Source organism: Paenibacillus glucanolyticus, from assembly GCF_037333485.1.
Lineage (GTDB): Bacteria > Bacillota > Bacilli > Paenibacillales > Paenibacillaceae > Paenibacillus_AQ > Paenibacillus_AQ glucanolyticus.
This window is the reverse complement of sequence record NZ_CP147845.1, coordinates 3,263,310-3,288,381: the sequence shown is the minus strand read 5'-3', so window position 1 is coordinate 3,288,381 and position 25,072 is coordinate 3,263,310. Positions and strand designations below refer to the sequence as shown.

At 57.4% G+C, this 25,072-nt stretch carries 5 protein-coding genes; all 5 read right to left on the bottom strand.

Annotation, left to right across the window (positions count from 1 at the left end):
* Nucleotides 1–33: 33 nt before the first annotated feature.
* The 5 genes from WDY75_RS15555 to WDY75_RS15535 all read right to left on the bottom strand — a co-directional run bounded on the left by WDY75_RS15555 (nt 34) and on the right by WDY75_RS15535 (nt 25,052).
* A complete protein-coding gene (locus tag WDY75_RS15555) occupies nt 34–10,302 on the bottom strand; it encodes a non-ribosomal peptide synthetase (RefSeq protein ID WP_063479650.1) in 10,269 nt (3,422 codons plus the stop codon).
* A gap of 14 nt (nt 10,303–10,316) precedes the next feature.
* Nucleotides 10,317–11,120, bottom strand: a complete 804-nt coding sequence (locus WDY75_RS15550; protein WP_063479651.1) for a CPBP family intramembrane glutamic endopeptidase — start codon at nt 11,118–11,120, stop codon at nt 10,317–10,319.
* The gene (locus tag WDY75_RS15545; protein ID WP_063479652.1) at nt 11,117–11,926 is read right to left on the bottom strand and encodes a CPBP family intramembrane glutamic endopeptidase; all 810 of its coding nucleotides are present in this window, start codon (nt 11,924–11,926) and stop codon (nt 11,117–11,119) included. Before WDY75_RS15545 ends, WDY75_RS15550 begins: the two co-directional genes overlap by 4 nt.
* 4 nt (nt 11,927–11,930) lie before the next feature.
* Nucleotides 11,931–12,803, bottom strand: coding sequence for a CPBP family intramembrane glutamic endopeptidase (locus WDY75_RS15540; RefSeq protein WP_063479653.1), 873 nt, complete (start codon nt 12,801–12,803; stop codon nt 11,931–11,933).
* An 81-nt stretch (nt 12,804–12,884) separates the two neighbouring features.
* A complete protein-coding gene (locus tag WDY75_RS15535) occupies nt 12,885–25,052 on the bottom strand; it encodes a non-ribosomal peptide synthetase (RefSeq protein ID WP_063479654.1) in 12,168 nt (4,055 codons plus the stop codon).
* Between the last annotated feature and the right edge of the window lie 20 nt (nt 25,053–25,072).

The window sequence follows — 25,072 nt, the reverse complement described above, 5'->3', positions numbered from 1 at the left end:
CGTTCGCCGCCTCCTTAGGCTTAGAATGTTGGTTCATACAAGCTTGCTTGCTGCAAGCACGGCATTGATTCTATTCTGTGCTCCGTCTTCTACCAGCGCGCGTAGGATCACCGCATAATCATGCGACAGCGCCCGGACGGTCTCCTCCCGGAAAAGACTTGTCGCATATTCCAGCGCAAAATCGATCCTGCCGTCCTGCTCCAGCGCCTCAAGCGTTAGATCAAATTTACTTACGCCCGGATCGAACTCCTTAGGGTCGAATTCAATGCCGCCCGAACGGTAAGCGACGCGATCGATATTTTGCAGAATAAACATCGTATCAAACAGTGGATTGCGGCTGCGATCCTGATCGATTCCCAGCTTTTGCACCAAATCCTCGAACGGATAATTCTGGTGCTCCAGCGCCCGCAGCACATCCTCGTGCAGCTCAGACAAATAGTCGCCCACGGTCCGGTACGATTCCGGAAAGCTGCGAATCGCGACCGTATTGACAAACATCCCGATCAACCCTTCCAGTCCCGCATGATTGCGGCCCGCTACCGGCGTGCCGATAATGATATCCTCCTCACCGCTCCATTTGCTAAGCAGCATCGCATAAGCTCCGAGCAGCACGGTATACAACGTCGTGCCCCGCTCACGTGCAAATGCCTTGATCTGAAGTGTCAGCTCTTCATCCAGTCTGAAGTTGATCAGACCGCCCTCGAAGCTTTGCAGTTGCGGCCTTGGCAAGGCCGACTTGAGCTCAAGCGTCGGCAGCGCCCCTTCGAACGCCTCCAGCCAGTAGCGCTCATGCCCCATATAGGCTTCGCTGCCGATCTGTTCTTCTTGCCATACCGTGTAATCCCGGTACTGGATATCCAGCTCCGGAAGCTCGCCGCCGCCGTACAACGTGGTCAGTTCCTGCAGCAGGACGCTGACGGAGACGCCGTCAGTAATAATATGATGAAAGTCCAGCAGCAGCAGATGGCGTTCCTCGCCAAGCGGGATTAATCCTGCCCGGAACAGCGGAAGATTGCCGAGATCAAACGGACGGATAAAGCGCTCCATCAGTGCGCTGATGCCGCCGAACAATCCTTCGTCTCCGCCTTTCCCTAGCAGCTTGACCGCAGCCATTCTCAGCCTGGCGCCCCGCTCCAGCGTAAATACCGGCTCTGCATGTACACGTTGACGGAACTCGTCCTCCTCGTGATGAAATGTCGTTCTGAGCGATTCATGGCGGCTTATCATCGCAAGGAAAGCTTCCTCCAGCCGCTCCACATCGAGCTTGCCCTGCATATGCACGGCGAACGGCACATGGTACATCATTGCCTCGCCCGAGATCAGCCCCATCATAAATTGGCGGCGCTGCGCTCTTGACATCGGATAGTGCTCGAGCTCCGGCTGCTTCGGAATGCGCGCGGTAGCCACGGTTTCACTAGTATCCAGATGGGCCGCTAAACCTTCAAGCGTAGGATTCATAAAAATCTCGCGCAGCGGCATTTGAATGCTAAAGCGTTCCGCAATGCGGCTGACCATGCCTGCCGCCTTCAGGGAATGGCCGCCAAGCTCAAAAAAGCTGTCCTTGGCGCTGATGACATCCGTACCAAGCAGATCCTTCCAAATCTCCGCCAGCTTGCGCTCGGTATCCGTTGACAGCGGAACGAGCTCTCGTGTGTTCGCATCGGACGGTTCCGGCTTCGGGAGCGCCCTTCTGTCGATTTTGCCCGTTGGCGTAAGCGGAATGTCATCCAGAACGACCATGAAGGGCGGAAGCATATAGGAGGGCAGCTTGTCACGAAGATATTCACGCAGCTGCGCGGGCAACCTGCCGGATGGCGCCTCGTCGCCTTGCTCCGTATCTGTTGCCGCGGCGTTCTGCAGGACAACATACGCACAAAGCGCATATTCCCCATCCTCTTCCTGAAACGCGGTGACAACCGTTTCCTTCACCTGCTCATGGCGAAGCAGTTGCTGCTCGATTTCACCGACTTCAATCCGGTGACCCCTGATTTTCACCTGGAAATCGCGGCGCCCCCCATAGACAAACTCCCCATTTTCAAGCCTGCGTCCAAGATCACCCGTGCGATACATGCGTTCGCCCGGCACATACGGATTCGGCACAAAAGCGACATCCCATTCGGGATGGCTGAGATACCCACGCCCGACGCCCGGTCCGCCAATGCAAATTTCGCCCGTCACACCGGTCGGCTGCAGCTTCATTCCTTCGTCAAGCACCATCATGAGAGAACCTTCAATCGGTGTCCCGATCGATATGTCCTCGCCTTCAGTCACTTCACGGATGGAGGTCCACACCGTCGTCTCCGTCGGACCGTACAAATTAAACAATCTGGCTCCGGTAGCTGCGCGCAGCCTGCCGAGCACATCAATCGTCAGCGGCTCCGCCCCGATCATCAATATGCGCAGCTTGTGCAAGCCGTCCGTTTCGCCTCGCTGATCCATCCACCACTTGAAGCGCGAAGGCGTAATTTGCAGCACATCGACGCCGTGCTTGTCGATCAGGCCTTGCAGTAAAGCGGCGTCGCTCCGTTCCTCTTCGTTTGCCAATACAATCCGCATACCCAGCGTAAGCGGCAGCAGATTTTCAACGACAAAAATATCAAAGGAGACCGATGCCATCGCCAGAATGCGCTGGCTCTTCTCAAACGGAATCCGCTCACGGAAGCCACTGATGAAATGAGCCAGCCCGCGATGCTCGATCATCACACCTTTGGGGCGCCCGGTCGAGCCCGACGTATACAGCACATACGCCAAATGGTCCGGCTTATGGATACATTCCGGATTGCCTCTGTCCGCCGCATACAGCTCCGGATCGTCCAGATACATCTCGGCAGCGGCTCTCGTTGCGACTCCCGCATATGCTTTTTCCGTCAGCAGAAGCGCTTCGCCGCAATCCTCAAGCATCCAGTCAATCCTTTCTTTCGGGTATGCGGGATCAATGGCGACATAGGCGCCTCCGGCTTTCAGAACACCCAGAATACCGACAAGCAGCAGCGGGCTGCGGGACGCCATTAGAGCGACCATGCTTTCAGGCCCCACACCCTTCGCCCGCAAGGAATGGGCAAGCCGATTCGCGCGTTCGTTCAGTTCGGCGTACGTCACCATCTCCGCGCCGAATTGAATCGCCGCCGCATCCGGCGTGCGCGCCGCCTGGCACTCCACTTCCTGCACGAACCCCGTCCATTCCGCCGTTGCTTGCGCGGAAACCGCACCTGGGCCTACTTGCCGCTCTGTCATGTCCTTGTCTGCTCGAGTTTCCATCCTGCCATTGCCCCCCTCTTTACTTGCGGCCTGTACCGGTATGCTTCCTCCACCCAATATAGCCAACAATTGCTTCCGCTCGCTCTCACTCATCAGCTCAAGCTCGCCAACCGTGCGACCCTGCGATCTGCACATCTCCTGCACGAGTACGGCATAGCTTTCCGCCATGCGTCGCGCCGTTTCCTCATGAAATAAATCCGTTGCATATTCCAGCTGCAGCTCGATTTCCGCTTCCCGCTCCACCGCTTCCAGCGTCAGGTCAAACTTGCTTGTCCCCGACTCGAACGGTATTTCGTCAAAGACGAGCCCGCCTGCTTCCATCACTGGCCGGTTCATATTTTGCAAGACAAACATGGCGTCAAACAAAGGATTGCGGCTTCTGTCCGCATCAATCTTCAACCCTTCGACCAGCTCCTCGAAAGGATACATTTGGCGCGAAAGCGCCTCAACGACATGGTTATGCAGCTCTGCTATATAAGCTCTTACCGTCTTGAGTCTTTCCGGCCTTGTCCGCAGCGCCAGCGTGTTGACGAACATGCCGATCATGCCATGCGTATCGGCATGCTCCCTGCCGGCGGAGGGGGTGCCCACAATCACTTCGGTCTGACCGCTGTATTTGGCCAGCATCGCGGCAAAAGCACCCAGCAGCACCGTATACAGCGTCGTCTTTTCTTCCCGCGCGAGCTTTCGCGCCGCCGCGGTTGTCACTGCGTCCAGCCGGAACGAATGGCGGCGGCCTTTATAGCTCGGCAGAGACGGCCGCGGTCGATCCGTTGGCAGCTCCAGCACAGGAAGCTTGCCTTCGAAGATTTCCATCCAGTACCTCTCATGCTCCGCATAAGCGGTATCGGCAAATCCGGCCTCCTGCCACACCGCATAATCGCTGTATTGTACGCGCTGCTCTGGCAGCGCTTGTCCGGCATACAGCCGCGACAGCTCATTCACCAGCAAACCGGAGGATACACCATCCGTAATCATGTGATGAATATCCAGCAGCAGCAGATGCTCTTCCTCGTTCAACCGGAGCAGCCCTGCCCGCAGCAGCGGCAGCTTGTCCAGATGAAACGGGCGCTGGAAGACTTCCATCAGACGCGTCACCTCAGCAAAGTCTGACGGCGCTCCCCGAAGGAACTCGTCCCTGGTGATCGCTGTGGGGTCAAGCGTCTCCAGCTTAAAGTCATACGGCGGATGAACCATTTGCCTGAACTCGTCCTTTGTCATATGAAAGGTTGTCCGCAAACTTTCGTGGCGACCGATCAGCGCCGTAAACGCGTCTTCCAGCCGCGCCGCATCCAGCCTGCCCTGCAAGCGGAGCGCGAACGGCACATGATACATGGTGGCGTCACCGCCCAGCATCTGCATCATATATTGGCGGCGCTGAGCGCGCGACATCGGATACCACTCCCGCCGCTCCGCCTTCGGGATCGGCTCGACCACCGCAGCGGCATCGACCCGCTCCTTCAGCCAGGTGGCCATTTCCGCAATGGAGGTAAGTTCGAATATCAGGCTGAGTGGAACATGGGCTCCCGTCGCCTGCTCCAGCTTGCCCGCCAGTACCGCAGCCCTCAAGGAGTGGCCGCCAAGCTCGAAAAAGTCGTCGTGAATACCGATTGGCCCAGCCGTATCGCCCAGCACTTCCTTCCAAATGGCGGCAACGCGCTCTTCCATCCCGTCTCGCGGCAGCTCTGCCTCTCTCCGTTCCCAAGGCCCGAATTCCGGCTCCGGCAAGGCGCGCCGGTCCACTTTCCCATTCGGCGTCAGCGGTATTGCATCAATTGCCGCGATATAGGCCGGAATCATCGCCTCCGGCAGCTTGTCTTTCAGCCGTCTTCGCCATTCCCGCGAAGGGAGTTTGTCCGAAGCGACCACATACGCGCACAGCTCCTTGTTGCCGCTTGCCTGCTCGCGGACGATCACAACCGCATCCTCCACCTCGGGAAAGGAAATCAATTGCGAACGAACCTCATTCATTTCAATCCGCACACCTCTGATTTTCACCTGTTGGTCGGCCCGGTCCACATACATCACGTTGCCGTCCGGCAGCCACTTCGCGATATCGCCGGTGCGATACATGTAGCGGCTCTCACGGTACGGATGGGGCAAAAAGCGCTCTGCTGTCATGTCCGGCTTGTTCACATAACCGTCGGAAAGACCGCTGCCGGCAATATACAGCTCCCCGGCTGCATTAATCGGAGCAAGCTGGCCGCCATAACCGAATATATAAATTTCCACATTGTGCATCGGGCCGCCAATCGGTACATAGCCGCCGCGATAAGCGCCCGGCTTGTACGCGTACATATTAGAGCAAACCGTCGCCTCCGTCGGTCCGTAGCCGTTCATAATCCGAATCTTTGGATTCAGCTTCGTATATAGCTCCAGCGTTTCGTCTTGAATCGGCTCAACCCCAACGAGCATTTTGTCCAGCGTAATCGCGGCAGCCGATTGCTCCAGCAGCCGCGCAACCTCCTTCAGCAAAGACGGAGGCAAATAAGCGAATGTAATGCGCTCACCCACAATCACCTCGGCAATTCGCCGCGGGTCAAGCAGTGTCGGCTCCGGGTAGAGCACCGTGCAAGCCCCGAACATCAGCGGCATAAACAGCTCCGCCACGCTGACGTCAAACGAAATATTGGTCAGGCTGAGACATCTGTCACTCTCACCGTATTGTCCGTCGAAAAACCTCCTGAGCGAATGTCCGAAATTGTAAAAGCTACGGTGCGGCACCATGACGCCCTTCGGCTGACCCGTAGAACCGGAAGTATAAATGACATACATCAGATCGGCGGCGTCTCGCGGCCATGCGGTGGCAGCTTCGTCTCCGCCGGAGAACAGCGCCTCATCCGCCATGTCCAGCACCTGCAAGGAGGCTGGCACACTGCTCGCGGCTACGGAATGCGCGCTGTCCGCGAAGACCAGCTCCGCACCGCTGTCCTCCAGCATATAGCGGATGCGTTCTCCGGGATAATGCGGATCCACAGGCATATATGCGCCTCCGGCTTTCATAACCGCGAGCATAGCGGTCAACATGGGGATGGAGCGCTCCGCCATGACGCCGACTACGCTGCCGCGTCCTACACCTTTGACGCGCAAGGTTTGCGCCAGCGCATCGGTGCGGCGATCCAGCTCCTGATAAGTCATGGATTCACCGCCGCAAGATACGGCTGGCAAATCAGGAACGGCCAACGCCTGCTCCTTGAAGCAATCATGCAGACAGCGCGGCGGCGGAAAGTCAGCTTCGCGTCTGGCCCCCATTGCCAGCATATGCAGACGCTCCGACTCCGACAGTATCTCCGCTTCGCCGAGCGCGGCGCCCGGACGGAGCGTCAAGCTGCGCAGCAGCTGCACATAATGCAGCATGAACCGCTCGGCTGTCGCGCGGTGAAACAAATCAGTATTATATTCCACAACAAGCCGCAATTCCGCTCCATGCTCCACAGCCTGAATCATCAAATCATATTTGGCCGTGCCATGCTCAAAGCGCTGGTGGCGATACGACAATCCCGCTGATGAAGACTTTGGAATACCCAGATTTTGCATGATAAACATCGTGTCAAACAGTGGACTCCGGCTAGCGTCCCTTCTGTCCATCCATTGCGCAATTTCCTCGAAGGGATAATCAGCGTGGGCGTAAGCCCCGGTTGCCATCTCTTTCACTTCGGACAAAAAGGCACTGAACGGCTTGTCCGCGCGCGGATAGGCGCGCAGCGGCAGCGTGCCTGTGAACATGCCCGCGACCGCTTCCAGTTCGCGCCTTGTCCGTCCCGCAATCGGCGTGCCGACGACAATGTCCTCGGCCCCCGTATAGTGGGCGAGGAAAGTGTAATACGCAGATAGCAGCACCATGAACGGAGTCGTGCCCGATTCGGCCGCGAGGCTGCGCACAGCCGCCATCAATTCGGCCTCGACGTAAACGTCAAACGTTTCGCCACGATTGCCTTTGACAGGCGGTCGCGGGGCATCGGTCGGAAGCGCAAGCGTCGGCCAGTCTCCCCGGCATTGCTCGCGCCAATACCGTTCGGCGCTTCCGGAGAGCGGTCTGCTCTCCCGCCATACCGCATAATCCTTGTATTGCAGCGGCAGTGGCGGCAACGAACCGCCCTGATATAGAGTCATCAGGTCGGACAAAAGAATACCCGCCGACATGCCGTCGGATGCAATATGATGCATATCAATAAAAAGCACATGGCGCTCCGGTCCCAGCGTCAGCAAGGCTGCACGAAGCAGTGGAGCCTTATCGAGCCTGAATGGCAAGAACATGCTTTGCAGCAGGCCGTCTGCTTCCGCTTCATCGGCCTCCTTGCGGACCAGGTGAAAAGGTATGGCGGCATGAACACGCTGCCTGATTTCGCCGTCGATGACGTGGAAGCTGGTGCGAAGCGTCTCGTGACGCTCCACGATAGCTTGCAAGGCGGCCTCCAGTCGATCTGCATCAATGTCCCCGTCCAAGTGCAATAGTTCGGGCAAATTGTAGCTGCGATCTTCGGGCAACGCCTGCTGCTGCAAATACATGCGTTTCTGCGGGGATGACACCGGATAATGCTCTTGCGGTGCCGCCTTTGGAATCGGCTCCAATCTATGTCCGGACAAAGAGTCGGAGGCTTGGCCGGTCAACAGCCTGCCATGCCCGTCTGCTCCTGCCAGGCCAAAGCTAATGGACACTGCTTGTCCGCCATGCTCGCCGTTCGCCTCGTGTCTGCTGTTTTGAGCGGCTTTCGTTTGCTCAACGTTGTTTCGATTGTTCGTTCTTTGCGCTGTCGTAACGCCGTTCTCCCTGAGCCGCTGCTCGATCAGGACCGTTAACGAAGGCAGATCCGCATGCCCTAACAAATCCGCCACCTGAATGTGAATACCCGCAAGCTCGCTGAGCTGATTTACAATTTTGAGCGCAATAATGGAATCTCCGCCAAGTTCATAAAAATCGGCATTCGCAGGCAGCTCGTCATAACCGAGCAGCGCACCCCAGACATCTGCGACATGCTGCTCCCATTCCAGACCGGAACGCTCCCCGGTTAACGCAACGCCGCGGCGGCGCTGACTCTTCATCCCGCCGCTCCGCCGAAGCGTGGCTTGCCATCTGTCAAACGTCTCGTTCATTTCTTGCCCAAGCTCCTCGGGAATATCTCCACCGATCGAATATCCGCTCCAGTGCGCAAATGGTTTGTGAAGCGTCGCTCCGGCGCGCGCCTCCTGCACCCAACAACGGGGAGAATCGAAAGGATACGTCGGAAGCGGCAGCCGATGGCGGCGCTGTCCTAGGTAGAACGCCTTCCAGTCGATCTCGTATCCGCCCACGTAACGTTGGCCCATCTCCAGCGCTTCTATTTCCCGTTCGTCTGGAACGGGTTGCTGCCGCATATTCCCGGCTGGTGCCGTATTGACCGTCCCAAAACGAACGTTCGGCAGCGCAAGGCCGGCCAAGCCGCTTTTGGCTGCTGCATGCAAGGTCTCGGCAAGCTCTTCCCAATGGCTTGCCACAATCGCCAGCCGATACCGATGGGCTCCCCGGCCGACGGCCAAGGTGTAGCAAAGATCGGCCAGGCTGCCGCTCTCATCGCTGCGATGCTGCGCAGCCCAGTCCCGCATGAGCAGCACGAGCCGCTCCAGTGCCGTCAAACTGTGCGCGGACAAGCAGAAGAGCTCCGCTCTGTCCGAGCGGCCCGAAGGTATTCCGGCTGGGGCCTCCTCCAGCACAACATGGCAGTTGGTCCCGCTCATGCCAAACGCGCTTACTCCGCATCTTCTTGCTTCGCCGTCCGTCTCCCATGGCGTCAATTCGTCATTGACATAAACGGGCGAATCCACAAACGGAATGTTGCGGTTCGGCGAGCGGTAATGAAGCGTTGGCGGAAGCTGCTTGTGGACAAGCGACAGGATCGCCTTGAGCAGCCCTGCAATACCGGCGGCATGGTCGAGATGGCCGATATTGGTTTTCAGCGAGCTGATCGCGCAAAATTGGCGTTTGTCGGTATATCGCCGGAAGGCGCGCGTCAGCCCGTCGATTTCGATCGGGTCGCCAAGCGGGGTGCCCGTGCCGTGCGCCTCCATGTATGTCACCGTTTCGGGATCAATGTCCGCATCCTGCCAGGCACGCGCAATGACGTCCTCCTGCGCGAGGGCGTTCGGAGCAGTAATGCCGACCGAACTGCCGTCCTGATTCATCGCGCTGCCTTTGATGACGGCATAAATGTGGTCGCCATCCTCCTGCGCGCGGGAGAGCGGCTTCAGCAGCAGCGCAATCACGCCGTCGCCGATACCCGTTCCGTCCGCCGAGTCGTCGAACGTTCTGGCCCGGCTGTCGCTTGACTCGATGCCAAGGCGTATGCCGGTATCCAGCGGGAGCACGTTAATTTTGACACTGCCCGCAATCGCTGCCTCGCATTCGCCGCTGCGGATCGATTGGCATGCCAGATGGACCGCTACCAGCGAGGAGGAGCAGGCGGTATCCACACTGATCGCCGGTCCGCGCAAATTAAGCAAATACGAAATCCGGCTCGGTATCATGGAGCTCAGATTGCCGGGCGCCGCCATGGACAAGGCCTCCGGGTCCAGCGCTTCGATGATTCGCTTGTAATCATGCAGCATGTCCCCGTTATAGCCGATAAAGACGCCTGTTCGCGAACCGTGCAGCGCATCTCCGCCGTACCCCGCGTTCTCAACCGCGCCCCAAGCCGTCTGCAGGAACAGGCGTTGCGCCGGGCTCATCAGCGAGGCTTCCTTGGGCGAAAGTCCGAAAAAAGAATAGTCAAAACCTGAAATATCTTCGATATACGCTCCGTCAAAAAAGGAAACGGAGCCAGTTTGCGTCTCCATGCGGCGTAAATACGGCTTCAATTCCTCCTTGCGGGACTCCGGAAACTCGCCTACCAGATCCTTGCCGCTCTGCAGAAGCTCCCAGAAGGCATCGTGCGATTCCGCGCGCGGCAGCTTGGCGGATATCCCGACAATTGCAATATCCTTGAGGGAAACATTGGAGACGGAGCCCCCGCTCCGCCCCTTCCGCCCGGATGTGTCCTTTTTGGTATCCAGCAAATCCAGTTGAAACATGACACTATTCCCCCCTAGCTAGTAATGGAAACGCTGACGGCCTGCTCTTTTTCTGCCCTTCCACCGCTCCCGCGCAGCAGCAGCAACACATGCGCCGCAATGCCAAGTCCGCTGATCATGGCTAATAATCCAAGCGTACCGGACTGCCAATCGCCCGCCCATTGCAGCACGATATACAAGGTGGCTGTGCTGCACACATGGGCCGCAAGCGACCCCCAAAGCGAATGCGAGCCCGCGCGAACGGCACCGTAAAGCATCGCGCCCAGTGCCGCAAATGCGCCAACCGTCACATTCATAAATACCGCGCCGAACAATACGGCCTGGAGCAGAACCGTCCACAGAATCGAAAGAGATTGACTGAGTGTATGAAACAGCATGCCTCTGAACAGCCATTCCTCCAGCAAAGATCCCAGCAGCAAGCTGCCGAGCATAAAAATAATCAGGCTGCCGCCGGCGACAAAAGCGACCAGATCCGAAATGGCCGGAAACGTTGCTTTTATCCACGGAAGACGGGCAAACGCGGCAATAAACAAGCCGAGCCAGATGCCCGTCCCTGCGGACAGCAGCAGCGATCCCCTGCGCGGAGGAACAAACCCCAGATCCTTCAGTGAAATTTTTTGCCAGCGCAGCAGCGGAAGATAGACGGCAAGTACAATGATATTGGATACAATCAGTACAATGCCGGAATTGCCTTTGATCCATTCTTTCAGCACGGAATTACTGATCCCGTTGTAAAGCAATTGATTCACAAGCATTACAATCGCCGCATAAATGACCAAATATAATACGGTATTTCCCGCTATTCGTAATCCCTTCACACAGGTGTCACCGCCTCAGAAGACAACGGCGCGGAGATCGAAGAGCGATGCTTGACCGCAAGGAATATGCCAACCGCAATCATGACGGCCGCCACAGCCATCCAGGTGGACATCATAGTAACATCCGTCGTCTCCGGCCCGTAATGCCACAGCAGGTACTGACTGCCCTGACAGGCAACTTGCGCTGCGATCGGCGCCCAGATGGATTTAAACCAGACATACAAGAGCGCAAAAATAACCGCGCCTAGAAAACCATACAGCGACAGCGGAATGTCTCCGAAAAAGAACAGCGCTCCGTATAACACGCCCTGAATCACAATGGCGATCCAGACCGGGAGCACGCGTCTGAATTCATTCATCAGAATGCCTCTGAACAACGTCTCCTTGTAAATATTTCCGAGAATCAGGAAAACCAGAAATACATACCATTCCGCGCGGTTCAGGTAATCAAACAATTCGCGGAACTGATACTTGTCCGTTGCAATGGCAGGAAGTCGGGAGAATGCGACTGTAAACAGGCCGGCTCCAAGCCCGATCCATAAAGCGATGGCCACCGATTTGCCGCTCATCACGCGAAACTTAGCCGCCTTAAACAGGTTTTCCTTGAATATAAACCTCCAGGCCAGCAGCATGAGTGGCAAACCCACCATATCGTTCAAAATAATGACGGTTACCGTGTTCTGTTCAAACCACGTGCTTCTGGGGTAAAGATAATCGAAAAAAAATGTCGTCACGGTAAAAAACCATGCAAAATACAGCCCGATAACAACGGCCACGCGGGCCAGCATCATTCCCCATGCCTTCATGCGGTTAGCCCCCCTTTTGTGCTGTCGGCGGCACGTCAGCCGTCAGTGCTTGACCGGCACGTGTGCCGATGCCGCCGTTGCCGGAGGAACGCCAGACATAGACGGAACCTCCAATCAACGCCGCCAGACAGAGCGCTGTAATGATATACAGCGAAACATCGCCGAGTTTGTCAAACCATTCGTAGAACCCGATGTATTTAAATAGAAAGATGGTGCCCATGGCCGTATTCTGTACCAGGATCGGTGCCCACAGCGACCCGGTGCGCAAATACAGCACCCCGTAAATCAGGCCCGAACCGATGCTGATGATTGAAAGGGCCGCGCTCGGCTGGAAGTAGGCGTAAGCCGCTGCTTGCAGCACCAAGGCCACATATACCGGCATAACCCGGCGAAGCTCCCTGAAAATGAGGCCCCTGAACAATATTTCTTCAAATGCCGGCCCAATCAAACCGGCGCCAAGAATGACGTACCAGATTGAATCCCCACTGATCAGATCGTCAACCAGCGCGGGAATGGACGGAAATTGCCGTGCAATATCATCAATGACGATAAGGCCGATGCTGAACAAACTTCCCGCAAGACCCAGGCCGATCATGAGCAAGACGCGCGAGGCGCTCAGCCGCTTGAAGCCCGACGCGCGGAACAGATTTTTTTCCGCATGAGGCCAGATCCATCCTTTGATGCGAAAGATCAGCATGTACACAAGCGTAATCAGCGTGAACAGAACGACCATAAACATAGCCGGGTTGCGATCCAGAAACTCAGCAAAAGTCAGCGTCGCTTCGTAATGGTAAGTCGAGCGAAGCAGATAGAGCAGCGCATAAAAGACCCCAATATAAAGCGCGATATTCCCTATCACGGACAACACTTTTTTCACAGGAAAGCTCCTTTCTTTCTTCTGTCAGATGTATGCTCAAGTCTCGGGCGCAGTCCAGCTTGTCCAAAGGCTTGACCCATGCTACGCCCTCGAGACGGCACTGTCTGCTGTGGCGCGATATTGCTCGACCACGCTCGACAGAAGCTCCAGATAAGCGGAAGCCCAATCCAGCACCGACTCCTTGCCGAGGCGTCGGGCGTTGTAAGTCCACACCCCACCAAGCTCTGGCCCTTCCGCCCCGCTTGGCGCTGCAGCGCCATCCATATACAGCACAACATCGAATCGTTCCAATAACGTCTCCCGCTCCTTGAACCCGTGCTGCGCTGTTCCTGCAAATAACGGAAACAAGACAAATCCGGCTTCGGCTTGCGGGTGCTTTCTGATTTGTCGCACGGAGTAACATTCTCCTGCGCTCGCCCGCTTGGCGGCATGCCGCAGCAACGTATCGAAATCGCGCACCTCTGCAAAGTCGATTTCCTTCGGAGCAATCAGACCGTTATCCGTCATGGCTGGAAGCACAAGCCGACTGCTGCCTGACTCTCCTCGCCAGAAGTACAGATATGCGGCATACGCCGCGGCTTCAACCGTCACCGAGCGGGATGCTGCAAGTTCCGCAAGTCCTTTCGCAACCAGCCGGTCCAGTTGGAACTGAACGCTGCCGATACGCTCCGCGGCATAGCCGCTGCTGACGCAGTCGTCTGCCACCAGCAGACCGGTCCAGCTCCAGCTCGCGAGCTCCCGATTTCTCGACTCCAAATACGCCGCAAGCGATGAGATTGTTGGATAGGTGAACAGATCCGTTACGCCGAGAACGCCGGGATATAACGTCTCCAGCCGTTGATGCGCCCGCACCAGCAGCAGCGAGTCTCCCCCGGCATCGAAGAAGCGATGATGGATGCCGAAGTCGTCCCTTTGCAGAATTTCGCGCCATACGGCGGCAATCGCCAATTCGTTATCGCTTGTCGCTTCAACAAACGGAGTGCCGCTACCCGTCTTAAGCTCCGGCTCCGGCAGCGCCTTTCGGTCGATTTTGCCGTTTGGAGACAGGGGCATAACGGGCAGTTCCATCACGGCCAGCGGAACCATATAATCCGGCAGGCGCAATGCTGAAAAATCCCGCAACTCCTCAAGGTCCACAGGTTCGGTGCAAACGATGTACGCGCATAAATACTCGCTTCCGCTCGCGGCATCCCGCTTCATGACCACCGCTTCCGAAACCGCTGGATGACCGCGCAGCACATGCTCGATTTCCCCGCATTCGATACGCTGGCCCCTTATTTTCACCTGATGGTCGATTCGGCCCAAATATTCGATTCTTCCGTCAGGCAGCCATCTGGCAAGATCTCCTGTTCGATACATCAGACTGCCCGCCGCAAATGGATTATCGACGAACTTTTCTTCCGTCAAATCGGGCCGGCCGATATAACCTCGCGCCAGGCCCACGCCGGATATGCATAGTTCCCCCGCAATGCCGACGGGCTGGAGCTTCATCGCTCCGCTCATGATATAGAGCGAAATATTGTCGATCGGCTTGCCAATCGGTACATTGATCGAAATATCGTTGATCGGAATATCGCCATCAGAGCAATCGTAAAAGGAAACGTCCACCGTCGCCTCGGTCGGGCCGTACAGGTTCACAAGTCTGGCATCGAATGGAACTCCGATCCGCTCGCGGAACCGCCGCACCTGATCCGCAGTCAGCGCTTCGCCGCTGGCGAACACATGACGCAGGCTCTCCAGCCTGGCCTCGCCGCGCAGCAAGTTCGGATGCTCCAGGAACAGGTGCAGCATGGACGGCACAAAATGCATCGTTGTTACGCCATGCCGCGCTATCGTATCCATCATAAGCGCGGGGTCTTTTTCGCCGCCTGGAGGCAGCAGGACCAGCTTGGCTCCCGCAAAGCTCCACCAGAACAGCTCCCAGACCGATACGTCGAAGGTAATCGGCGTTTTCTGCATAATGACTCCGCTTGCGTCCAGTCCATATTGCTTCTGCATCCAGCCGATCCGGTTAACAACGGAATGATGCTCGATCATGACGCCTTTCGGCTGTCCGGTCGATCCCGAGGTATACAGCACATAGGCAAGCGAACGTGAATCATGCAGCTTCTCCACAGGGGAGTCGTCCCATTCCTGCGCCAGCGCCTCATGAACGTCCATCAATGACGCGAACGTCTCCAGCTCTTCCGAGGCTTTGTCCTGCGTCAGGACAAGCTCGGCTCCGGAATTGTCCAGCATGTAGCGTATTCGTTCCGGCGGCAAGCCCGGCGGGGCAGGCACATAAGCTCCGCCCGCCTTTAGCACGCCAAAGATTGCAATCATCATCTCCAGGCTGCGATCCATTACGACGGCCACGCGATCCTCGCGCTTGACACCTTGCCGTCTGAGTGCCTGCGCCAGCCGGTTTGACTTCCGGTTTAATTCCGCATACGTCAAAACTCCGTCCTCCGCCGTAACCGCAACGGCCTGCGGCGTTTCCACCGCTTGTCTTTCGAGGTAAACCTCCACCGTATCGCCGCCTGCATACGGCGCTGTCGTACGATTGAACTCTTTGCTCTGCTTCTCTGCCTCAGCGGCGCCCTGCAGTCCGATCCCTCCGAGCGACTGCTCCGGCTCGGCCAGTGCAAGACCGACAATACGGAAATACCATTCCGCCATTCTGCATATGCTGTCTCCTTTAAACAGCGACGTTGCATATTCGATCATCAAGGCTGCGCCTTTTGGGCCCTGATCCGCAATCTCAAACGTCAAGTCCAGCTTCGAAACGCGATGGTCCGGCACTTGCGCCTCAAATTGCAAGCCGTCCACCGCCACCTGTCCGGCCTCCCTATGCTGCATGACAAACATTGTGTCAAACAGCGGATTGCGGCTCAGATCGCGCGGCACATCCAGCATCGTCACCATGTGCTCAAACGGGAGCAAGCTGTTATCCAGTGCCGCAAGCACTGTTTCTTTGAGCTGCTCGGCAAACGCTCTGAACGACAGCTCGCCAGATGGCTGGCTTCGAATCGGCAGTGTATTGACAAACATGCCGACCAGAGACTCGGTAGCGGGATGGAAGCGGCCGGCGATCGGCGTGCCGACAATCAGATCGTCTTGCCCTGTCATCAGATGCAATAACGTATGGTAAGCAGTGAGCCAGATATGGAATGGCGTAACGCCCCATTGCTCAGCCGCCGCTTCGATGCCCTCGACAAGCCCTGCCGGTATTCGCAGTTCAAGCTTGGCGCCTTCGAAGGTTTGTTCGGGCGGACGCGGATAATCGGTTGGCAGCTGCAGCACAGGAAGTGTACCCGCTAGCCGGAGTACCCAATATTGCTCTTGCTCCTCTCTTGCCACTGAAGCCATCCACTCCTGCTGCCAAACGGCGGCATCCTTATAGTGAATGGGCAGCGGCTGCAAGGAGCCGCCGCGAAACAACTGCTCGAAATCGCGCGCCATCACATTCATGGACACGCCGTCAGCGACGATGTGGTGAATGTCCAGCAGCAGCGTATGCCGACTTTCGCCGTCTGTCGCAAGAAACGCCCGAATTAACGGAGCCTTCCGCAAATCAAACGGGCGGACGACCGCACGCGTAAATGTATTCAAGTCCGCTGCATCCATCAAGGCAAACACGGCGAGTTCAAACGAAACCCGCTCATGGACACGCTGTACAGGCTTGCCGTCTGCCCAGTCAAAGCTGGTGCGCAGCGGTTCATGGCGGTCAATCAAGCCCTGAATCGCCTCGCGAAGCCTATTCTGATCAAGTTTTCCCGTCAGGCTCAGCGCGAGCGGCAGATTGTAGGCCGTGCTGCCCGGATAAAACTGCTGCAGCACAAACAACCTGTTCTGCGCGAGTGACAACGGGTAGTAAGGCCGACTTTCCGCCTGGGCAATAACCACGGCCGGCTTGGAGACTGCGGTGTCGATGCGGGCCGCCATTTCCCGCAGCAGCGGAGTCTCGAACACATCCTTCAATGCATATGCAGCTCCATAACGCTGCTCGATCAAGCCCGCAAGCCGTGCGGCGCGCAAGGAATGGCCGCCTAATTGAAAGAAATGGGCTTCTCTCCCGATCACCGACGGGTCGTCCGGCCCGCTTGCAGCCAGACCGAGCACCTCCTGCCACAGCTCGGACAGCCGCTGCTCCGTTGGCGTAGCAGGCGCTTCGCCGTGAGCCACCGGTTCAGCGAACCGGGGGTCCGGCAGGCGGCTGCGCTCTGTTTTGCCGCTCGGATTCAGAGGTAACGCTTCCATAGCTACAAAATATGTAGGGATCATATACTCCGGCAGCAGTTCCTTAAGTGCATCCCGAAGACTCACTTCCTCCGGCTTCTCCCCGTCCACTGTCACGAGATATGCGCATAGCGCCGGCTCTCCCGCATGGTCCATCACCTCCGTCACCACGGCATCGCGAACTTCTGCCTGGCGGAGCAGCGCGTGCTCAATCTCGCCGCATTCGATGCGGAGACCACGCAGCTTGACCTGATGGTCAAAGCGTCCCAAATATTCAATATTGCCGTCCGGCAGCCACCTTGCAAGGTCCCCGGTACGGTACAGCTTCTCTCCTGCGGCAAACGGATTTGGAACAAAGCTTTGCTCTGTCAAATCCGGCCTGTTGCGATATCCGCGCGCAAGACCGGCACCCGCGATACACAGCTCGCCGAACACACCGATCGGCTGCGGTCTCATCCGCTCGTCCACAATGTGGAGCCGGATGTTCTGGATGGGCTTGCCGATCGGAATCGCACCCGCCCCAGCGTCCGGGCAATCGTAATAGCTGACATCGACGGTCGCTTCCGTCGGGCCGTACAGATTGATGAGCCGTCCTTGGCTGCCGCCACGCTCCATCAGGCGGTAAAAACCTGCGACATGCGCGGGCTTGAGCGCTTCGCCGCTCGCAAATACGTACCGCAGGGATCTTAGCTCGCCGCCTCTGCCGCTGTCCGCCGCGTAGGGCAGGAAGACGCCCAGCATAGACGGCACAAAATGCATAACCGTAACCGCCTGCTCCTCAATCTCGCGCAGCATGACCGCTGGCTCCTTCTCCCCGCCGGGCTCCAGCAAATAAAGCGATGCACCGGCAAAGCTCCACCAGAACAGCTCCCATACGGAAACGTCAAACGTGATCGGCGTTTTCTGCAAAATAACGTCTCGCTCATTCAACGGATAAGCCGTCTGCATCCAGTGCAGCCGGTTGATCGCAGCGCGGTGCTCCACCATAACGCCTTTGGGTTGGCCGGTGGAGCCTGATGTATAAATGACATACGCCAAATGCTCGGGGCCTGCTTGAGGCGGCAAAACCGTTTCTTCTTCGCCAAGCGGCAGCTCCGATGCGGCGGTAGTCGCAAGCGCGTCCAGATCTAGCGTTTCCCCCTGAAAGGCCGGGAGCGTACGAATCCATTTGGTCCCCGCCAGAAGCAGACTGGCTCCGGTGTCCTCCAGAATGCCGCGGATCCGCTCGGGCGGATGCTCCGGGTCGAGTGGCAAGTAGGCCCCTCCCGCCTTGAGCACCGCCATGATCGCAATCATCATGGACAACGAGCGCTGGGCGGCAATCGGCACAATCGTCTCGACCGCAACCCCCTTGCTTCTTAGCACGGCAGCCATGCGTTCAGCGCGTTCATTAAGCTCCCCATACGTCAGCGAGCCTTCTGCCGATCGCACCGCCGGGAGGTCCGGCCACCGCCGCGCGGACTCGGCGAACCATTCGTGAATCGTCTTCTCCATCGGGTACGGAGATCCCGTATTATTCCATGCCGCAATGGCAGCTTCTTCGGCAGGTGTCGTCATTTCAACGTCGCCACAGATCAGGTCGGGGCTGGCAGCCGTTTGCTCTAAAATGTAAAGCAGCCGCGCCGCCAAGCGCTCCATCGAGCCTTTATCGAACAATCCCGTATTATACTCCAGCACCGCCCGCAGATCGCCTTCGCCATCGCTGTACAGATCGAGCTTGAAGTCCAGCTTGGAGGTTCCGTGGCTGACAGGCAGAGGCTCCATGCTCCAACCGTTGCCGCGCACCGCCAGTTTCTCGTCATCAAACTGGTTGTGAAGAATCAGCATCGTATCGAACAGCGGATTGCGCGAAGGGTCATGCGGATACGGGGTCGCTTCTATCATGTGCTCGAAGCTGACATCGCCATGCTCGTATGCGGCAAGCAGACGCCGATGGGTCTCATCCACAAACGCCAAGATCGGCAGCTCGTCCGCCATCTGCATCCGAATCGGCAGAAACTGGTTGAACATGCCGATCATCCGGGCCGTGTCCGGATGCGTCCGGCCTGCCGCCAAAGCACCGATTGCAAATTCCGACTGATGCGTCGTTCCCTTGAGCAGCAGCGCGTAAGCCGCAAAAAGCAGGCTGTTCAAGCTAGCTCCGGCGCTTGCGGCTATTTCTTTCATCCTTGCGACGAGTGCCGACGGAATATAGAAGGTATACGTATCGCCTGCAAATGTCTGACGGTCGCCGCGCGCCCGATTCAGTGGCATATCGAGCGGCGCCGAAGATTCAGCAAGCTGCTCCGTCCAAAACGCCTGACTTGCCCTCGCCCGCTCTGAGCCGGACTGTCGCTCTTGCCAAACAGCATAATCCTTGTAATGCAGAGCCAGAGGCGCAAGTTCTGCCCCGTCGACCAAATCGGCCAGCTCCTCCAGCAGCAGCTTAACGGATATGCCGTCCGCCGCGATGTGATGGATGTTGAGCAGCAGATAAGCCTCAGCTCCTTCCGATTCGGGCCGGCAATAACATGCAGCGAGCTGCGGCACGGAGCCAAGATTGAGCGGCCGGAAAAACGGTCTCAAGCATTCCGGCAGCGGCGTCTCTGCGAGCTCCGCCGTTTGCAGAACAAAGTCGGCCGAATCGTGCACGATCTGGGCCGCAGCACCGTCGATCCAGTGATAGGAGGTCCGCAGCGGCTCATGCCGTTCGATCAACTTCCGAAGCGCTTGTCCAAATCCGGTTTCATTAACCGTACCCGTCAATTTAAGCGCAAGCGGAATATGGTAGGATAGTCCGATATCAGCTATGTTTTCCGCCAAAAACATGCGCCGCTGCGGCGGACTCAGCGGATAGGATGCGGCTTGTGGCGCGGCCGTAACAGGTTCGTACGCTTCCTTGGCTGCCCCGTCGATCCAGGCCGCCTGCTCTCTGACCGTCGGCAGCTTGAAAATGTCCTGAAGCGGCATGCGCACCCGGCAATGCTTGTAGATGGCCGAGGTCAATGCGGCCGCTTTCAAGGAATGACCACCATGCTCAAAGAAGTGGTCAACCGCGCCAACCTTTCCTGCATGAAGCACTTCTTGCCACAATCCGGCAACAAGGACCTCCGTATCAGTCGCGGGCGCTTCATAGGGGGCCGTGCGCTCCGGCACAGGAAGACGTTTTATGTCCACCTTGCCGTTCGCGTTCAGCGGCAGCTTATCCAACTGCACAAACGCGGCGGGAATCATAAATGCCGGCAGCTTTCCAGTCAGTTGGCTCCGAACGCTTGCCTGCTCTTCTGTTTGCTCCGCAACGATATAAGCGCATAAATAAGGCGCGCCGTCATTCTCGATCAGCGCCACAAACACTTCCTTGACGCCCGCACAATCCAGCAGCCTGCTTTCGATCTCACCCAATTCAATCCGATAACCCCTCAGCTTGATCTGGCTGTCGATTCGGTCCAGAAACTCCAAATTTCCGTCAGGCAAGCGGCGAACCAGATCCCCGGTGCCGTACACGGTTTCACCTTCCCGGAATGGATGCGGCCGAAATTTTGAAGCGGTCTGCTCCGGCAAATTCACATAACCGGATGCGACACCGTCGCCCGCAATCCACAGCTCGCCCGGCACCCAATCCGGCTGCAATCGGCCCTGCTCATTCAGCACCAGCGTTTCTGAACGTGCGATTGGCGCACCGATCGGCACGGTGGCCGTGCCTTGTCCATCCCATGTTTCAGTAATCGGATAACAGGTAGCAAACACCGTTGTTTCCGTAGGGCCATAGACATGCAGCAGCACACCCGGTCCAAGCGCGCGCAGCGCTTTGCGGATATGCGGCACGGAAGCCCGCTCTCCGCCAAATAAAATATGACGCAGTCCGCGCAGCGACTCCAGCCCATGATCGACCAGCGTATTGAACAGCGCTGTTGTCACAAAGAACACGGTAATGCCGCTGTCCTTGATCAGCTCCGTCAGCCGCATAACGTCGGCAACCTCTTCCTCGCCAACCAGCGTCAGCTTCGCGCCGTTCAACAGCGCACCGTACAAATCGAAGGATGAACCGTCAAAGGCGTAGTTGGAAAGCTGCAACAGCGCATCGTTTTCCGAAATGCTTATATAATCGGTATGGTAGGCAATCCGGGACACATTGCGATGCGTGGTCAGAATCCCTTTCGGCTTGCCCGTCGAGCCGGAGGTATACATGATATATGCGAGATCATCCCCAGCGCCATCGATGTCCAGATCATGCCCGGACTCGCCAGCCCATTTCGTATCCAGTTCTTCCATGTCGATGACATCGATGCTGTCACCGGCAAGCCGGGCACCCATCTCCATCGTCGCGGCTCCAGCCACGATGACCTGCGCTTCCGTATCCCGGAGCATAAACAAAATCCGCTCTTCGGGATATTGCGGGTCAATCGGGACATAAACGGCTCCCGATTTCAGCACAGCCAATATCGCCGCAATCATATCGGGCGAGCGACGCAACAATAACGCCACCTTCGCCCCCGGCGCAACGCCGCACCGTGCAAGCACGCGCGCGAACCGGTTGGCACGTTCGTTCAGCTCGCTGTAGGTATACGTCCACTCGCCCATTTCAACGGCAATCTGCTGCGGTGTTTCCGCCGCTTGCCGCTCAAACAGCCTGTGCAGCGACAGCTCCTGCGGCTGCGCGGCGAATGAACGGCCAAGCCGGAGCAGACGATCCCGTTCCTGCGCATTGACGGGATCAAGCTCGCCAAGCGCTGCATGCGGCTGCTCGGCGACGGCCCGGGCCAAGGCTACATAATGCCGGGCCCATTGCGCAGCGGCCCGCTCATCGTACAAATCCAGCGCATACTCCAGCGTAAATGTGATACTAACGCCGTTATCCACGCACTCCCAAGTCAGGTCGAACTTGGCCGAGCCGCTGTCCATCGCTTGGGGCGTATAAACAACATCTTTGCTCTTCCATTCGGGCAGCTCCATATTTTGCAGCGTAAACACCGAATCGAACAGCGGATTCCGCCCATATACCCGCTCAACATTCGCCAGCTCGGCTATTTCTTCATAAGGCACATCCCCGTTGCCTATGGCGGTCAGCGCCTCCCCGTGGACCTGCTTCAGCCATTGATCGAAGCGCAAGCCGCTTTGCCCGCGCAGGCGGATCGGAACCATGTTAACGAACATCCCGACTACGCCTTGCAGCTCCGGCCGCATCCGTCTCGCGGCTGCCGTGCCGATAACGATGTCGGATTCGCCCGTATATTTCGCAAGCAGCGCATAATAAATGGATAGCAGGACGGTGTATAACGTTACGCCCTCGCGTCTTGCCAACGCCCGCAGCGATCCGGCAAGCTCCGGCTCCAGCTCAAAGCGCTCCATTGCCCCGCGATAGCTCGGCGTCTGCGGTCTTGAACGGGGGGACGGAAGCGCCGGAGACGGCACACCATCCCGAAAGATTTCGCGCCAATAAACCTTCTGGCCCGCAAGCCAGCCCCCATTTCGGTCCGCTTCCTCCCACAGCGCGATATCCCCACTATGTATGGACAACGGCTCAGGTAGGTTCCCTTCGTAAAACCTCGTAAGATCGGACATCAAAATGCCCATCGACGTTCCGTCCGTCATGATATGATGCATATCCAGCAGCAGTACGCTTGACTCGTGCTCCAGGCGCACAAGCTCCATGCGCAGCAGCGGCCCTTTCTCCAGAGGAAACGGCTGCAGGAAGCTGCGCTGACGCAGCGCCAGGTCATGCGCCGACCAGCTGCTTCCGTCAACGACCGCAAGCGGCAACTCGATCGCCTGCTCGATGCGCTGCATCACATGCCCTTCTTCCATATAAAAGGACGATCGCAGCGCCGGATGCCGCTCTATTAGTGCCCGCCATGCTGCGCGGAATCGTTCGATATCGAGCGGGCCCTTCACCTGAACCGCAAACGGCAGATGGTAATTGAGCAGCCCCGGATTCAGCTGCTCCAAAATGAACAGCCGCTTTTGCGCCGAGGTCGCAGGATAAACCGTCCGCTCTTCTGCTTTAACCACCGGTGGAGGAGCGCCTGTGGCAGTACCCATGCTCTCCTGTGCCCTTTGCTCCAGTAAAACGGCCAGCGAGCTCACCGTATCATGCAAAAACAGCTCGGTAAGCGTAAGTCGGGCGCCAAACGCCTCTTGCAGCCTGGCGGCTGCATCAGCCGCCTTGAGCGAGTTGCCACCTTGCTCGAGAAAGCTGTCATTTCGGCCTATGGCATCCTTTTTCAACACCTCACGCCAGACGGACACGATCCGTTCTTCCGCTTCCGTGAGCGGCTCCAAGCTGGCATCCCCACGGAAGACATCGCCGCCTTCCGCATCATAGAGCTCGAGCGTGGTCGCCGCTTCCAGCTCTTTCAACTCGGCAAGCGCTTCTGCAAACTCTCCTGCGCGCAGCGCTTCCGCCAATACGTAGCGTTGAATTTTGCCGGAGGTCGTTTTCGGAATGCGCCGAACAGGGACAACAAAAGCAACGTCCAGACCGGCCGATCCGTTCAGCCGTTTTTTCACCTCGGTCATCAGCGGTACAAATCCGCTGATCTTGCCGCGATGTTGAATAAAAACAGCCATCGCATCCCGTTTGGTCATGTCATCCTGAACGGCAGCAATCGCCGTTTTCCCGATTTCGGCCCCTTTCAGGCTGCTGATCAATGCCTCCAGGTCATGCGGATACACATTTTGCCCATTGACGAATATGACGTCCTTCATGCGACCGGTCACATATAAACGTCCTTCCAGCAAGAAACCCAAATCTCCCGTATTCAGCCAGCCTTCCGGGGTAATCGTTTGCTTGTTTACATCAGGTCGCTTATAGTAGCCACTTGTAACGTTGCGGCCTCTAATATGAAGCAAGCCTATACTGCCTGCAGCCGTTGGTTTTCCCGCTTCGTCGCAAATGCGCACCTCGCACTCTTGTACGGGGAAACCCAGTTCGACGATCTCGATCGCAGTATGGTCCCCGTGTGCAGCCATTCGTACAGGCTGTCCGACAGCGAGTGATTGCCGCTCAAGCAGAGCGGTATTCAGGTAGTCTTCCGTCCCAGGGAACGTCACGGCCAAACTCGCTTCCGCAAGCCCGTATACCGGAAAAATGCAATTCCCCTTTAACCCGTACGGCTTCATAGCCTCCAGAAAATCGCGGCAATGGGCAGCCGATATCGGTTCGGCCCCGTTAAATATCAGCCTGACGCAAGACAAATCCCATGCGGCCGCTCCTTCCGGCTTCCAATGCTGCAGAAAATGCACATAACCGAAATTCGGCGAAGAGAGGCATGTCACCCGATGCTTATGCGTAAGCTCCAGCCATTTCATCGGATGAAGCACAAACGTCGAGGTCGGCAAGTGCAGCTGATTCATGCCGCAAAATAGCGGAGAAAGATGAAAGCCGATGAGCCCCATATCATGCGTCAGCGGCAGCCAGCTTAGGGAAGAATCCCGCTCCGTCGACTGTGCTCCATGGATAATGGCTCGCATGTTCGACAGAAGATTGCCGTGCGTCAGCACGACCCCCTTCGGGTCTCCGGTAGAGCCCGATGTAAACTGGATGAATGCGGTGTCCGTCTCGGCTGCGTCATAAGGCTCCGCCTCGGGCCTGTTAGTATCCACAGCCGCCGCAAGCACCTCCGCAATCGGCACGCTGCCAGACTCAAGCCCGGCCAGCGCCTCCGCTTCTCCGTGCTTCAAAGCGTAGCCTTGAATTCCCGGCCAAAGCTCCTCATCGCATAAAAATCTAAGCGCTTCCAACTGCTTGCATACCTCGATCAGCTTTTTGCGTCCTTCGTCCGTACGCGCCGCGGTCACAGGTACGGGGACAATGCCGCCGAGCACACAAGCCCAGAACAGGAGGATAAACCGTTCATTATCTTCCGTCTGCAAGACGGCAAAGTCGCCTGGCTCAAGGCCCTGCTCGCGCAGCAGATGGAGCGCTCTTCCGGCCAATGTTAGTAATTGGCCGTACGACAAGTGGCGTTCCTGACCGCTTTCGCAAAATAAAATTCCCGCATCGTTTTCCTTGCGCTCCAGCAATACGCCGGATAAATTACGGATGGTTCTCATCGTCGCCAGCCCCCGTTCTG

Coding starts and splice junctions, on each gene's coding strand:
- WDY75_RS15545 (WP_063479652.1), bottom strand. CDS start 11,926: ATGAAGGCATGGGGAATGATGCTGGCCCGCGTGGCCGTTGTTATCGGG.
- WDY75_RS15555 (WP_063479650.1), bottom strand. CDS start 10,302: ATGTTTCAACTGGATTTGCTGGATACCAAAAAGGACACATCCGGGCGG.
- WDY75_RS15535 (WP_063479654.1), bottom strand. CDS start 25,052: ATGAGAACCATCCGTAATTTATCCGGCGTATTGCTGGAGCGCAAGGAA.